At 75.7% G+C, this 12,543-nt stretch carries 12 protein-coding genes and 1 riboswitch; of the genes, 3 read left to right on the top strand and 9 right to left on the bottom strand.

All coding sequences use genetic code 11. The features are described 5' to 3' along the window. Positions 1-46 precede the first annotated feature (46 nt). The 3 genes from Q0840_RS16545 to Q0840_RS16535 form a co-directional block, all read right to left on the bottom strand. The gene (locus Q0840_RS16545; RefSeq protein WP_298461483.1) at positions 47-565 is read right to left on the bottom strand and encodes an HNH endonuclease; all 519 of its coding nucleotides are present in this window, start codon (positions 563-565) and stop codon (positions 47-49) included. Positions 566-810: 245 nt separating this feature from the next. Further along, positions 811-1,641, bottom strand: a complete 831-nt coding sequence (locus Q0840_RS16540) for a C40 family peptidase (protein WP_298461480.1) — start codon at positions 1,639-1,641, stop codon at positions 811-813. A gap of 1 nt (position 1,642) precedes the next feature. Continuing rightward, a riboswitch (cyclic di-AMP (ydaO/yuaA leader) is annotated at positions 1,643-1,841 on the bottom strand. A 204-nt stretch (positions 1,842-2,045) separates the two neighbouring features. Then, a complete protein-coding gene (locus tag Q0840_RS16535; protein WP_298461477.1) occupies positions 2,046-2,795 on the bottom strand; it encodes a metal-dependent transcriptional regulator in 750 nt (249 codons plus the stop codon). A 156-nt stretch (positions 2,796-2,951) separates the two neighbouring features. Here Q0840_RS16535 and serC point away from each other — a divergent pair, with 156 nt between their 5' ends. Next, positions 2,952-4,085 carry a phosphoserine transaminase gene (serC, locus tag Q0840_RS16530; RefSeq protein ID WP_298461474.1) on the top strand — a complete coding sequence of 378 codons (1,134 nt, stop codon included), beginning with the start codon at positions 2,952-2,954 and terminating at the stop codon, positions 4,083-4,085. 1 nt (position 4,086) lies between these two features. Then, positions 4,087-5,400: a sugar MFS transporter gene (locus Q0840_RS16525; protein WP_298461471.1), complete on the top strand. Its 1,314-nt coding sequence runs from the start codon at positions 4,087-4,089 to the stop codon at positions 5,398-5,400. 86 nt (positions 5,401-5,486) lie between these two features. On the opposite strand, the gene Q0840_RS16520 is transcribed toward Q0840_RS16525, so the two are convergent. The 4 genes from Q0840_RS16520 to Q0840_RS16505 all read right to left on the bottom strand — a co-directional run bounded on the left by Q0840_RS16520 (position 5,487) and on the right by Q0840_RS16505 (position 9,877). Beyond that, positions 5,487-6,074 (bottom strand): LPXTG cell wall anchor domain-containing protein, encoded by a 588-nt coding sequence (locus Q0840_RS16520; protein ID WP_298461469.1) that lies wholly within the window; start codon positions 6,072-6,074, stop codon positions 5,487-5,489. A gap of 119 nt (positions 6,075-6,193) precedes the next feature. Beyond that, positions 6,194-7,996, bottom strand: a complete 1,803-nt coding sequence (locus Q0840_RS16515) for a DUF4012 domain-containing protein (protein WP_298461466.1) — start codon at positions 7,994-7,996, stop codon at positions 6,194-6,196. Between the two features lie 49 nt (positions 7,997-8,045). Beyond that, positions 8,046-9,401 (bottom strand): MFS transporter, encoded by a 1,356-nt coding sequence (locus tag Q0840_RS16510; protein ID WP_298461463.1) that lies wholly within the window; start codon positions 9,399-9,401, stop codon positions 8,046-8,048. Further along, positions 9,398-9,877, bottom strand: a complete 480-nt coding sequence (locus Q0840_RS16505) for a MarR family winged helix-turn-helix transcriptional regulator (protein WP_298461460.1) — start codon at positions 9,875-9,877, stop codon at positions 9,398-9,400. The genes Q0840_RS16510 and Q0840_RS16505 overlap by 4 nt, the downstream gene beginning before the upstream one ends. A gap of 111 nt (positions 9,878-9,988) precedes the next feature. Here Q0840_RS16505 and Q0840_RS16500 point away from each other — a divergent pair, with 111 nt between their 5' ends. Next, positions 9,989-10,645: a VanZ family protein gene (locus Q0840_RS16500; RefSeq protein ID WP_298461458.1), complete on the top strand. Its 657-nt coding sequence runs from the start codon at positions 9,989-9,991 to the stop codon at positions 10,643-10,645. On the opposite strand, the gene Q0840_RS16495 is transcribed toward Q0840_RS16500, so the two are convergent. Next, on the bottom strand, positions 10,560-11,192 hold the full coding sequence (locus Q0840_RS16495; protein WP_298461455.1) for a CAP domain-containing protein: 633 nt from the start codon (positions 11,190-11,192) through the stop codon (positions 10,560-10,562). The two genes, Q0840_RS16500 and Q0840_RS16495, sit on opposite strands and share 86 nt — an antisense overlap. Next, positions 11,189-12,502, bottom strand: a complete 1,314-nt coding sequence (locus Q0840_RS16490; protein WP_298461452.1) for a UDP-glucose/GDP-mannose dehydrogenase family protein — start codon at positions 12,500-12,502, stop codon at positions 11,189-11,191. The genes Q0840_RS16495 and Q0840_RS16490 overlap by 4 nt, the downstream gene beginning before the upstream one ends. Positions 12,503-12,543 lie beyond the last annotated feature (41 nt).

The raw sequence follows: 12,543 nt of genomic DNA, 5'->3' as shown, positions 1-12,543 counted from the left end.
TGACCACACCGACGCTTGGCGAACTGTCGCCCCGGGCGCTGACGGGTCAGGCTGCGGCGTCCCGGGCGAGGTACGCCGTCCAGGACGGGTCGGCTCGCACGCTGGCGGACAGCAGGGCGGCGGCCCCGCGCGGGGCCCGGGGCGTGAACGCCAGCTCCCAGCCCAGCTCGGCCAGCAGCCGGTTGGACTTGCGGTTGTTGCACCGGCTACACGCAGCGACCACGTTGGTCCACTCGTGCCGCCCGCCGCGCGACCGCGGGTGCACGTGGTCGACGGTGTCCGCGGCGCCGCCGCAGTACGCGCACCGGTGGCCGTCGCGCAGCAGGACGGTCCGGCGGGTGGGCGGCACGGTGCGGCGCCTGGGCACGTGCACGTACCGGGTCAGGCACAGCACCAGCGGCGCCGGCAGCGTGGAGCGCTCGGAGTGCAGCAGGTGCTCGTCGGCCTCGAGCACGGTCGCCTTGCCGGTGAGCACCAGGAGCACCGCGCGGTGCATGGTCACCACGCACAGGGGTTCGAGGCTGGCGTTGAGCAGCAGCGTCCGGCGGGGGGGCGCTGCGGGCATCAGCACGATGGGCTCCAACAGGTCAGCGGACCCGTCTGGCTGACCGGGGCCGGCTGGGGAGTGCAAGCGTTGCCAGAGTAACCGCCCGCACCCGCGCCTGGGCCCGGACGCGGTCACCACCTGCGGCGCGACGTCGGGCACGGCCCGCAGCACGACGTCGGGCACGAGGTCGACCCGGCCCGCCGACGACACAGGGCCCCGCCCACGCCGAGGCGTGGACGGGGCCCTGTCGAGCGACCGGTGGGTCAGCCGACCCGGATGAAGGTCGGGTTGCTCTGCCAGATGGAGCGCACCTGGATCGACTTGCCCGGGCGGGGCGCGTCGATCTGCATGCCGTCGCCGAGGTAGATGCTGATGTGACCGGGGGACCAGATGAGGTCACCCGCCTGCGCGTTGGCGCGGGACACGACGGTGCCCGCGCCCTTCTGCGCGCCGGACGTGCGCGGCAGCGAGATGCCCGCCTGGCGGAAGACGTAGGACGTGAAGCCCGAGCAGTCGAAGCCCTCGGGCGTGGTGCCGCCGGAGCGGTACGGGACGCCGACGTAGCGCAGCGCGATCTCGGCGATGGCGCTGCCGTTGGCCGACGCGGGGGCGCTGGCGGCGGGCGCCTCCTGGGCGGGGGCGGACTCCTCGGCGGACGCCGAGCGGTCCGACACGCTCTGGCGGGTCGTGGAGCGGGAGGCGGCCGCGGTCGACCGGCGGGTCTCCTTCTTCTCCACCACGACGGGCGGCGGGGGCGGCGGGTCCTTGACGACCGTGACCGCGGGGACGTCGAGCGTCCACTGCGCGTCGGCGGCGACGGTGACCACCGGGGCGGCCGCGAGGGCGGCCCGGGCGGCAGCGGTCAGGGACGAGGTGTCGACGGCCGGCAGGCTGGACGCCGCGGCGTCGGTCCCGGGCGCAGCGCCCGCGGGGGCCGCGATGGTCGAGACGACCAGCCCGGCGGAGGCCGCGGCGACGGCGGTCCGACGGCCGACGACGGCGATCGAGCCGGTGGCGGCGGTCGCGAGGTCGGTCAGGGGGGTTGCCGGGCGGCGCGCAGCGCGATGCCGGGCGCGAGTGGTGCTCACGGACACGGGTGCCTCTCCTGTACGCCTACGAGGTGAGCTGTCGGGTTCGGGTTGGAGAATCACCCGGCCGAGTGAGTGCCTGTCGACACCCGCCCGGCTTCACCCCAAAGGACGCCGTCTCCAGCGCCCACTTCTTGGGTCCCCCGCCCCTGCCGGCGAAGTCGTACGGAACCACGCGCGCCGGCAGGGTTAGGCGTGCCGCGCATGGGCTCCCACGGAGGAGGGTTCCGAGGAGCGAGCCGAACGTACCCGAGCGGACACGCTGATGTCACGCTTCGGTCACGGTGAGATCACCGTGGGGAGGGTGAAACGTGACACACCCCGGTGTCGCCGTGCGGGACGAGGTGCGCGGCCGGGGGGCGCCACCGGGGCGCGCCACCGGGTGCCGGGCTCAGCAGAGTCGGCGTCGGTCAGGGCGCCGCGAGCCGTCCGGCCTCGGTGTGCGCGACCGCCTCGGCCGGCACCGGCGCCGCCACGAAGATGTGCCGGGAGACCTCGTCCGGCAGGTCCAGCACGACGTCGGCGCCGGGCGCGGCGACCGTGAGCACGCCGGCCCCGCGCTCGACGGTGATGGTCTGGCCCGGACGCACCCCTGCACCGGCCAGCCGGGCGAGCAGCTCGATGTCGGTCTGCAGGGGTTCGCCGAGCCGCTCGACGACGGCGGTCGTCCGCTCGCCGCCGACCGGCACGACGCTGCGCAGCGGCAGCACGCCGTGCAGGAACAGCTCCTCCGGGCGCTCCTCCCCCAGCTCGCCGAGGCCGGGGATCGGGTTGCCGTACGGCGAGTGGTGCGGGTGGTCGAGCAGGTCCAGCAGCCGCTTCTCGACCCGGTCGCTCATCACGTGCTCCCAGCGGCACGCCTCCTCGTGGACGAACTCCCAGTCCAGCCCGATGACGTCGGTGAGCAGCCGCTCGGCGAGCCGGTGCTTGCGCATGACCCGCACCGCCTTGAGCCGGCCGTCCTCGGTGAGCTCGAGGTGCCGGTCGCCGCTGACCACCACCAGGCCGTCGCGCTCCATGCGGGCCACGGTCTGCGAGACGGTCGGCCCCGAGTGCCCCAGCCGCTCCGCGATCCGGGCGCGCAGGGGGACGATCCCCTCCTCGGCCAGCTCGTAGATCGTGCGCAGGTACATCTCGGTGGTGTCGATCAGGTCGCTCACGGCTGCTGCCTCCAGGGTCCTTCGCTCTCGCCGGGTCCAGGCTACGGGTTCACGACGCCGCGGTGGCGGGGTGCCGACCGGCCGCCGCCCGCGCGCCCGGCCCGGCCACGCCCGGCGGGGTCGCCGCGCCGGGCGGCCAGCGCCTACGCTCGCCGGGTGCCCGCGGCCCCCGACATCACCATCCCCGCCGACCTGCTGCCGCGCGACGGCCGGTTCGGGTCGGGGCCGAGCAAGGTCCGGCCCGAGCAGGTGGACGCGCTCGCCGCCGTCGGCGGGACGCTGCTGGGGACCTCGCACCGCCAGCCGCCGGTCCGGCGCCTGGTCGGCCGGGTCCGGGAGGGCCTGGCGGACCTGTTCTCGCTGCCCGACGGGTACGAGGTCGCCCTCGGCAACGGCGGCTCGACGGCGTTCTGGGACGTCGCGACGGTGAGCCTGGTGCGCGAGCGCGCCCAGCACGCCGCGTTCGGCGAGTTCGGCGCGAAGTTCGCCGCCGCCACCACCCGCGCGCCGTTCCTCACCGACTCCTCGGTCCGCGCCGCCGAGCCCGGCTCGGTGGCGCTGCCGGAGCTCGAGGACGGCATCGACGTCTACGCCTGGCCGCACAACGAGACGTCCACCGGCGTGATGGCGCCGGTCCGACGGGTCGCCGGGTCCCGCGAGCAGGGCGCGCTGACCGTCGTGGACGCGACGTCGGCCGCGGGCGGGCTGCCGGTCGACGTCGCCGAGACCGACGTCTACTACTTCGCGCCGCAGAAGAGCTTCGCGTCCGACGGCGGCCTGTGGCTGGCCCTGCTGTCGCCCGACGCCGTCGCGCGCGCCGCGCAGGTGGAGGCCGACGGCCGCTGGGTGCCGGAGTTCCTGTCGCTGACCACCGCGGTCGCGAGCTCGCGGCTGGACCAGACCCTGAACACCCCCGCCCTGGCGACCCTGGTGCTGCTCGCCGAGCAGATCGAGTGGCTGCTGGGTCACGGCGGCCTGGGCTGGGCCACCGCGCGCACCGCGCAGTCCGCGTCGCACCTGTACGGCTGGGCCGAGTCCCGGGACTGGGCGACGCCGTTCGTGGCCGACCCGGCGCTGCGCTCGCACGTGGTGGGCACCGTGGACCTGGACCCCGGCGTCGACGCCGCCGCCGTCGCGGCGGTGCTGCGCTCGCACGGCGTCGTCGACGTCGACCCGTACCGCAAGCTGGGGCGCAACCAGCTGCGGGTCGCGATGTTCCCCGCCGTCGACCCGGCCGACGTCCACGCGCTCACCGCGTGCGTCGACCACGTCGTCGACCGGCTGGGCTGACGTGGGCGGGACCCCGGCGCCCTCGGCGCCGGGCCGGCCGCCCGGCGGGACCCCGCGTCCGTCGACCCGGCGACGGCTCGCCACGCTGCCGCCGGCGCAGCACGACCGGGACCGCCTCACGCTCTCGCTGTACACCTACTTCATCGCCTGGGGATGGCTGCTCTACAGCTTCTCCCCCGCGATCCCGCTGATCGCTGCCGAGCAGCGGATCTCCGGGGCGCAGGCGGGGCTGCACGGCACCGCCATGGCCGTCGGCACGGTGACGTCGTCGTTCGTCAGCGCGCGGCTGGTGGCGCGCACCGGTCGCCGCGCCGCGCTGCTGATCGCGGGCGCCGTCCTGGCCGCGGGCGTCGTGGTGCTGGTGACCGGTCCGAGCATCGCGGTGACCCTGACCGGCGCGCTGGTCACGGCGCTCGGCGGCACGCTGGCGATCTCGGCCGCGCAGCCCGCGCTCGCGGTGCACCACGGGGAGGCCAGCGGGTCGGCGGTGTCCGAGGCGAACGGCGTCGGTGCGCTGTTCGGGCTGGTCGCTCCGCTCGCGCTCGGCGGCAGCGTCGCGGCCGGCTGGGGCTGGCGGCCGGCGGTCGCGGCCACGGTCGGGTTCGTCGTCGTGGCGTCGGTCCTGGTGACGCTGCTGCCGGGTCGCGGCGCGCTCGGCCACCCCGCGGCCTCCGGGCCGGCACCCACCGGACCGGCCGCCGACGACGCGTCGCCCGCGCCGGACGCCGTCGCCGGCGCGCCGCCGCCCGGTGCGCGCGGCTTCTCCCGGGCGTACTGGCTGTTCTGGTCGGCGCTCATCGCCGCGGTCGCGATCGAGAACGCGACCACGTTCTGGGTGGCGGACCTGGTGGCCGAGCGGACCGGGGCCGGGCCGGGCATCGCGACCGCCGCGCTCGCCGGGCTGGTGGGGGCGATGGCCGTCATGCGGTTCGCCGTCGGCGCGCTGCTCAACCGGTGGCCCGTGGAGGCGGTCCTCGTCGCGGCCTTCGCGGTCGCGGCGGCCGGCTGGCTGGTGACCTGGACGGCGACCTCGACCGGGGTCGCCCTGGGCGGGCTCGTGCTGGCGGGGCTGGGGTACGGGGCGCAGTACCCGCTGACGATCGCGCTCGTGCTGCGCTCGTCGGGCGGTCGTCCGGACCAGGCGCAGGCGAGCTCGTCCCTCGGTGTGGGCCTGGCGATCGGTGGCGCGCCGTTCCTGCTCGGCGCCCTGGCCGACGGGCTCGGCACCCGCACCGCCTTCGTGCTGGTCCCGGTGCTGACCGCGCTCGGCGCCGCGGCCGTGCTGCTCGGCCGGCGGGCCGAGCGGCGGTCCTGAGCACCCCGTCCCGGACGCAGCGAAGGGGCCACGCGCGGTGTGCGCGTGGCCCCTTCGCGGTCAGCCCCTGGGGGAGGGGCCGGGGGTCACTCGGCGGCGCCGGCCTGGCGGCTGCGGCGGGCGAGGATGACGGCGGCGGCACCGCCGACGATCAGCGCACCGCCACCCAGGGCGATGGGCAGGCCGGTCGCGCCGGTCTGGGCCAGGACGCCGGACTCCGAGCGGGCCGCGACGGCGGTCCGGGTGGTGGAGCGGCTGGTCGGCGTCTCGCCACCGGCGGCGACGCCCGAGTCGTCGTCGCACGGGTACTCGGCCAGCAGCGCGGTGGGCGGCGTGGTGCCGAAGACGATCGTCGCGTCGGCCGTGACGCCGGTGGGCCAGGTGAGCGTGCCGGTCAGCGGCTGGCCGGTGACGGTGACGTCGCCACCGGGCAGGCCGGTCCAGGTCACGTCGACGAGGCCGTCCTCGTCGCCGGTCCCCGCGATGTCGTAGTCGATCGTGGCGACGCCGTCCGGGCAGTCCAGCTCGGCGAGGACGACGGACTCGCAGGTCTCGCCCGGGACGTAACCGTCCCCCTCCTCGCACAGCGGGAGCTCGGCAGCGGTCGCGGAGGTACCCGCAAGGCCGCCGACGGCGAACATCGTGGCAGCAACGACGGAGAATGCGCGGCGCATCAGGACCCCCAGCACAGCAGAAAACTCGGACAAGTAGGACCGAGTGTGGCATGTCGGGGCTCCCGGTGCGTGCGGCAGCCGGGTGAAAGCCTGCGCACCACCACGGCGCGTGCCACCACTCAGTCTGCGCCGCACCCGGTGGGAGCGCTCGCCAGACCGGGCTGGGTCGTGGTGGGGGTGCTCCACACCGCGACCTGCGGACCCGGCGCCGGGGCGGTCACGGTGAGCCGCAGGGTCACGCTCTCGCCCGGGGCCAGCGTCTCGGTCAGGACGCGCACGTCGCGGCCCGCCATGGTGGTGCCGGCCGCACCGAGGAACGACTCGCCGCGCCGGATCTGGGCGACCGTCCCGCCGACCGGGGAGTAGACGGACACCCGCTGCCGGATGTCCCCCACCGCCACGCCGGTGCTGCCGTCGCCGACCACGTACCGCGGCAGGTCGCCCGGGTCCGCCGGGACGGTGGAGGCGAGGTCGACGACGACGTCCATCACGAGCCGGCCGTCCGTGCAGCGGGCGTCCTCGACGGTCACCGAGCTGCGCAGGAACGTGTCGGTCTTCCACCCCGAGGCGTTGTCGAGGAAGACGCCGACGGCGTCGTCGTGCCCGCCGGTGAGGAACGCCCCGTCGACGGCGCTGCCCTGGATGAGTGCCTGCTCGCCCGGGTCGGCGGACCACACCGACAGGCGGTGCTCGTCGCTCGAGCGCCGCAGCGCGTCCACGAGCTGCGCCGGGTCGCCGGCGCCCTCCGCGAGCGCCCGGAACGTGGCCCCGGCGGCGTCGGCGAAGAACGCGTCGGAGTCGGCCTCCTCGGTCTCGCGGACGTAGGCGTCCAGCAGCAGGGTCTGCACCAGCGTCGCGGCGGTGAGCGTCTGGCCGTCCGGGTGGTGCACGTCCCCGGTCGCGCCGAGCACGTAGGACAGCGCGACGGGGTCGACCAGGACGACGCCGTCCACGGTGCGGCCGCTGGCCCGGCGGTACATCTCGGCGGCGATCTGCGCCGCGCGGGGGCTGTCGGGGACCATGACGGTGTTCGGGACGAAGCGGCCCAGGTCCTCGCCCATGATCGCGAGCTCGGCGTCGGTGAGCGGCAGCACGGGATCGGAGAACCGCGGCACCTCGCTGCCGGGGAGCTGGTCGGTGAGCGCCAGGGCGCCGTCGTCGGCGGTGACCAGGGCCAGCGCGCCGACGATGCCGCCCTGGGCACGCAGCTCGGCGGAGTTGAGGAACAGCACCAGGTACTCGCGCGGCCCGTCGGCGCCGAGCATCGGCGGCAGCAGCGAGGCGACCCGCGCCGCCGTGCCCAGCGCGTCGGCCGCGGCGGTGAGCCCGTCCTGCAGCTCGGTGACCGGGTCGACCAGCGGTCCGTGCAGCGCGGCCGGGTCGAGGTCGGCGACGTCGCCCTGCACGCGGTCGGCGACCCGCGACGCCGTCACCAGCGCGGGTGCCGCCGCGCTGAGCGGGGCCAGGTCGATCCGGCCGTCCACCGGGCGCAGCGCGGCCGGGTCGAGGCCCTCGGCGACGTCGGCGAGCGGCGTCAGGGCGTGCGTGGCCAGGTCGTCGAGGCCCTGCGCCACGACCCGGACCGCGGTCGCGTCGCCCCCCACGACGGGCAGCACCTCGGCGAGGGACCACACCGGGTCGGACGTCGCCCGCCCGGCCCGGGCGGCGTCGGCCCGGATCGCGGCCACCGACTCCGCCAGGCCGTCGGTCCGCCCGGCGCGCACGTCCGCCTGGATCTCCCGGGCGCCGTCGGCCACGGACCGCAGCGAGGTCGCGGCCTGCAGGCCCCGGAACGCCAGCCAGCCCGTGACCACGACGAGCAGGGCGAGGACGACCAGGGCGGCCACGAGCACCGGCCGTCGCGACCGCCGGCGCGGCGCCTCGCCCGCCGGCTCCGCCATGGTGTCCACCCAGTTCTCCACGCGGACGAGGGTCGCACACCCGGCCGGGCCGCCCAGGGGCCGGCAGGGCCTAGGCGGCGCTGGAGGCGTCGCGCGCCTGCTGGGCGCGCAGCTCACGTTCCGCGGCGGAGCGGGCCTCGCTCTCCGGCTGCTCGCGGACCGGCACGTCGGGGTAGGTGACCTGCAGGTGCGGGCGGTGCAGCACCCGGTAGCGGACCTCCAGGTGCCAGTTCCGGATCGCCCAGACCGCTGCACCGGACGCGACGAGCAGCGAGCTGATCGCGCCGATGCCGATGGCCCAGCGGGCGCCGAACTGCTCACCGACCCAGCCGACGATGGGCGAGCCGATCGGCGTCGCACCGAGGAACACCATCATGTAGATCGCCATCACCCGCCCACGCATGGCCGGGTCGGTGCTCATCTGGATGGTGGAGTTGGCGGCGGTCATCATCGTCAGCGACGCCAGGCCGACCGGCACGCAGGCGATCGCGTAGGTCAGGTAGGTCGGCATGAGCGCCATCACGCCGCTGGTGAGGCCGAACGCCATCGCGGAGCCGATCACCAGCCGGACCCGGGGCCGCTCCCGGCGGGCGGCCAGCAGCGCCCCCGTGAGCGAGCCGATCGCCAGCACGGACCCGAGGACCCCGTACTCGCTGGCCCCCTTGCCGAACTCGGTGCGCGCCATCAGCGCGCTGGTCAGCTGGAAGTTCAGCCCGAAGGTGGACACCACGCCGACCACGACCATGATGACGACGATGTCGCTGCGGCCGCGCACGTAGGCCCAGCCGGCCCGGATCTGGCCCTTCTCGTGCCGCTTGGCGTGCGGCATCGGGTGCAGCTCGCGCGACCGCATCCGGGTCAGCGCGACGATCGTCGCGACGAACGACACCCCGTTGGCCACGAACACCCAGCCGATGCCGAGCGCGGCGATGGCCAGCCCGGCCACGCCCGGGCCGATCAGGCGGGCGGCGTTGAAGGACGCGCTGTTGAGCCCGACCGCGTTGGACAGCTTGTCCGCCGGCACCATCTCCGCGACGAAGGTCTGCCGCACCGGTCCGTCGATCGCGGTCACCGCACCGAGCAGCCCGGCGAACACGTACACGTGCCACAGCTCGGCCTGGTCGCTGAGCACGAGCACGCCCAGCCCGAGGGCCAGCACCGCCTGCGCCGCCTGGGTGATGACGAGCAGGAGGCGGCGGTCCATCCGGTCGGCGAGCACGCCGGCGGGCACGGACAGGAACAGCACGGGCGCGAACTGCAGCGCGGTCACGACGCCGACCGCGACGCCGGACTCGTCGGTCAGGTGGGTCAGCACCAGCCAGTCCTGCGCGACCCGCTGCATCCAGGTGCCGATGTTGGCGACCAGCGCGCCGGCGAACCACAGCCGGTAGTTGAAGTACTGCAGCGAGGTGAAGGTGGGACTCATGCGGTGGCGATCCTCCGCAGGATCTCGGTGGCCTGGGCGAGGGTGGCCCGCTCGGCGGGGGCCAGGCCGGCCAGCTGCTGGGCGAGCCACGCGTCCCGGCGACGTCGGGTCTCGCGGACCTCCTGGTCGCCCGCCGGCGTGATGGTGACGAGCACCTGGCGGCCGTCGGTGGGGTGCTCGGAGCGGGACACCAGGCCCACCTCGACGAGCCGCGCCACGGTGCGGGTCATCGACGGCGGCTGGACGTGCTCGCGCTCGGCCAGCTCACCGGGGGTCATCGCGCCCTGCTTGGACAGGGCCGCCAGCACCGAGTACTGCCCGTCGGTGATCTCCTCGCTGCTGCGCTCCAGGCGCATCCGGCGGTTCGTGCGGACCAGCGCGACCCGCAGCTCGCCGGCGAGCGTGGTGGGCCGGCACTGCGCGGCGGTCGGGGACGACGTCGGCGTGGCCGGGTCGGGTCGGGTCGCGGTGGGCATGTCGTTAGTCTAGGTCATTACCTTGGGTAATGACCTCCCGAACGGGTGACGGTGCGCCGTGACGCACCGCACCCGGCTGCCGTGGTCGACGCCGCCCCGTACCCTCGTGCGGTGACCCCCGCCCCGCCGACCCGCCCGCCCGGCGCGCCGGTCTCCACCCCGCCGGCCGCGCGGCCCGGGGGCCGCCCCGCCGTCACCCCGCCGGGCGCCAGCCCGACGTCGGGGGCGTCCGGGCCCTCGCCGGCGCCCTCCCCCGGCCGACGACGGCGCCGGCTGCCGTGGGTGCTGGCGCTGGCCGTCTACACCGTGCTGGTGGCGCTCGTCGTCGGCTGGCCGACCCCCGTGGACGCGAACGCCCGCGCTCCGCTGTCCGAGCTGTTCGCCTACCTGTACGGCCTGGGCGTCCCCGACTGGTTCGACTACAACGTGCTCGAGAAGAGCGCCAACGTGGCGATGTTCGTGCCGTTCGGCGTGCTGATGGTCGGGCTGGACCCGCGTCGCTGGTGGTGGGGGATCCTGGGTCCGGCGGCGGCGTCGGGCGCGGCCGAGCTCGCCCAGCACGTGCTGCTGCCCGACCGCACCGCGACCTGGACGGACGTCGCCGCGAACACCGGCGGCGCAGTCCTGGGCGTCGGCGTCGCGCTGCTGGTCGCCCGCCGCGCGGGCCGGACCGAGGGGCGCGTCAGGGGCCGAGGAAGATCTGCGAGCACACCAGCGGGCCGCCGTCCGGCACGCACGCCACGCCGAGCTCCGTCACCTCCGCGCTGAGCAGGTTCGCCCGGTGACCGGGCGAGTCCATCCACGCGTCGACCACCGCACCGGCGGAGGCGCTCGCCCGGCTGAGGTTCTCCGCGGCGCGGGTCGCCGGGGCGCACGCCGCGAGCACCGGGTCCATCGGCGCGTGCTCGAGCCCGGGGTCCCCGACGAGGGCCTGCGCCCGGCCGGTCGCCGCCTCCAGCGCGCAGGCCGACGACGTCAGGGCGGGCAGCCCCTCGTCGGCGCGGACCCGGTTGGTCCCGGCGAACAGCGCGTCGGCGTAGGCCTGGGGGTCGTCGGTGCCCACGTCGCCCGGGGACGCCGGGTCGGGTGCGCCACCCGTGGCGCCGCCGGTGGGTGTGCTCGTGGGCGTGGCGACGTCGGCGCCCGGGTCCGTCGTGCTGGTCGTGCCGGTCGTGCCGGCGGGGGCCGGGGACGTCGTCGTGCAGGCGGGGGCCGCGAGCAGGGCGAGCACGACCAGGCCGAGGGCCCGCGGCGCGAAGCGCGACGGGGCCGCCGTCGTCGGACGGCGGCCCCGTCGGCGCGTGGCGGGGATCAAGGGCGACCGAGCGCCCGGTACGTCCACCCGGCGGCGCGCCAGGCGGCCGGGTCCAGCACGTTGCGGCCGTCGACGATGTTGCGCGAGCGCACGACGGTCGCCAGCTTCTCCGGGTCGAGGTTGCGGTACTCGGCCCACTCGGTCGCGAGCAGCACGACGTCGGCGCCGGTCGCGGCCTCCTCGGCGGTCTCGGCGAAGGCGAGGTCCGGCCACTTGGCGCGCGCGTTGTCGATCGCCTCGGGGTCGGTGACCACGACGCGGGCACCCTGGAGCTGCATCTGCGCGGCGACCGACAGCGCCGGGGAGTCGCGGACGTCGTCGCTGTCGGGCTTGAAGGAGGCACCCAGCACGGCGACCCGGCGTCCGACGATCGACCCGTCGCAGACCTCGCGGGCCAGGTCGACCGTGCGGACCCGGCGGCGCATGTTGATCGAGTCCACCTCGCGCAGGAAGGACAGCGCCTGGTCGACGCCCAGCTCGCCGGCGCGGGCCATGAACGCGCGGATGTCCTTGGGCAGGCAGCCGCCGCCGAAGCCGAGGCCGGCGTTGAGGAAGCGGCGTCCGATGCGCGCGTCGTGCCCGATCGCGTCGGCCAGGCTGGTCACGTCGGCGCCGGTGGCCTCGCACAGCTCGGCCATCGCGTTGATGAACGAGATCTTGGTCGCCAGGAACGAGTTCGCGGCGACCTTGACCAGCTGCGCCGTGGCGTAGTCGGTGACGATGAGCGGGATGCCCTCGGACAGCGGCGTCGCGTAGACCTCGTCCAGGGCGGCCTTGGCGTGGTCGCCGGCCTCGCCGGACGGGACGCCGTAGACCAGCCGGTCGGGGTGCAGGGTGTCCTTGACGGCGAAGCCCTCGCGCAGGAACTCGGGGTTCCACACCAGGGTCGCCGTGGAGCCCGACTCGGCCAGGCGCTCGGCGAGCCGCTCGGCGGTGCCCACGGGCACGGTCGACTTGCCCACGACGACGTCGTCGGCCCCGAGGAAGGGCAGCGCCGCCTCGAATGCGGCGTCGACGTACTTCAGGTCAGCGCCGAACTCGCCGCGCTTCTGCGGGGTGCCGACGCAGATGAAGTGCACCTGCGCCCCGGCGATCTCGCTCATGTCGGTGGTGAACCGCAGCCGCCCGCTGGCGGCGGTGTCTGCGAGGAGCTCGGGCAGGCCCGGCTCGAAGAACGGCGCACGCGCCTGCGACAGCGCCTCCACCTTGGCGGCGTCGACGTCCACGCCGACGACCTCGTGGCCGAGCTGAGCCATGGCGGCCGCGTGGACCGCGCCCAGGTAGCCGCAGCCGATGACCGAGATGCGCATGTGTTGTCCCCACGTGTGGCGGTTGAAGGCGCCCCGAGTCT

Origin of the sequence: uncultured Cellulomonas sp. (genome assembly GCF_947494015.1) — a bacterium.
Lineage (GTDB): Bacteria > Actinomycetota > Actinomycetes > Actinomycetales > Cellulomonadaceae > Pengzhenrongella.
The sequence above is the reverse complement of the archived record's forward strand: the minus strand, read 5'-3'. Positions and strand labels throughout refer to the sequence as shown.

Excerpts from the sequence above, each read along its gene's own strand:
- Q0840_RS16545 (WP_298461483.1), bottom strand. The coding sequence starts at position 565 with ATGCCCGCAGCGCCCCCCCGCCGGACGCTGCTGCTCAACGCCAGCCTC.
- Q0840_RS16520 (WP_298461469.1), bottom strand. The coding sequence starts at position 6,074 with ATGCGCCGCGCATTCTCCGTCGTTGCTGCCACGATGTTCGCCGTCGGC.
- Q0840_RS16510 (WP_298461463.1), bottom strand. The coding sequence starts at position 9,401 with ATGAGTCCCACCTTCACCTCGCTGCAGTACTTCAACTACCGGCTGTGG.
- Q0840_RS16505 (WP_298461460.1), bottom strand. The coding sequence starts at position 9,877 with ATGCCCACCGCGACCCGACCCGACCCGGCCACGCCGACGTCGTCCCCG.
- Q0840_RS16490 (WP_298461452.1), bottom strand. The coding sequence starts at position 12,502 with ATGCGCATCTCGGTCATCGGCTGCGGCTACCTGGGCGCGGTCCACGCG.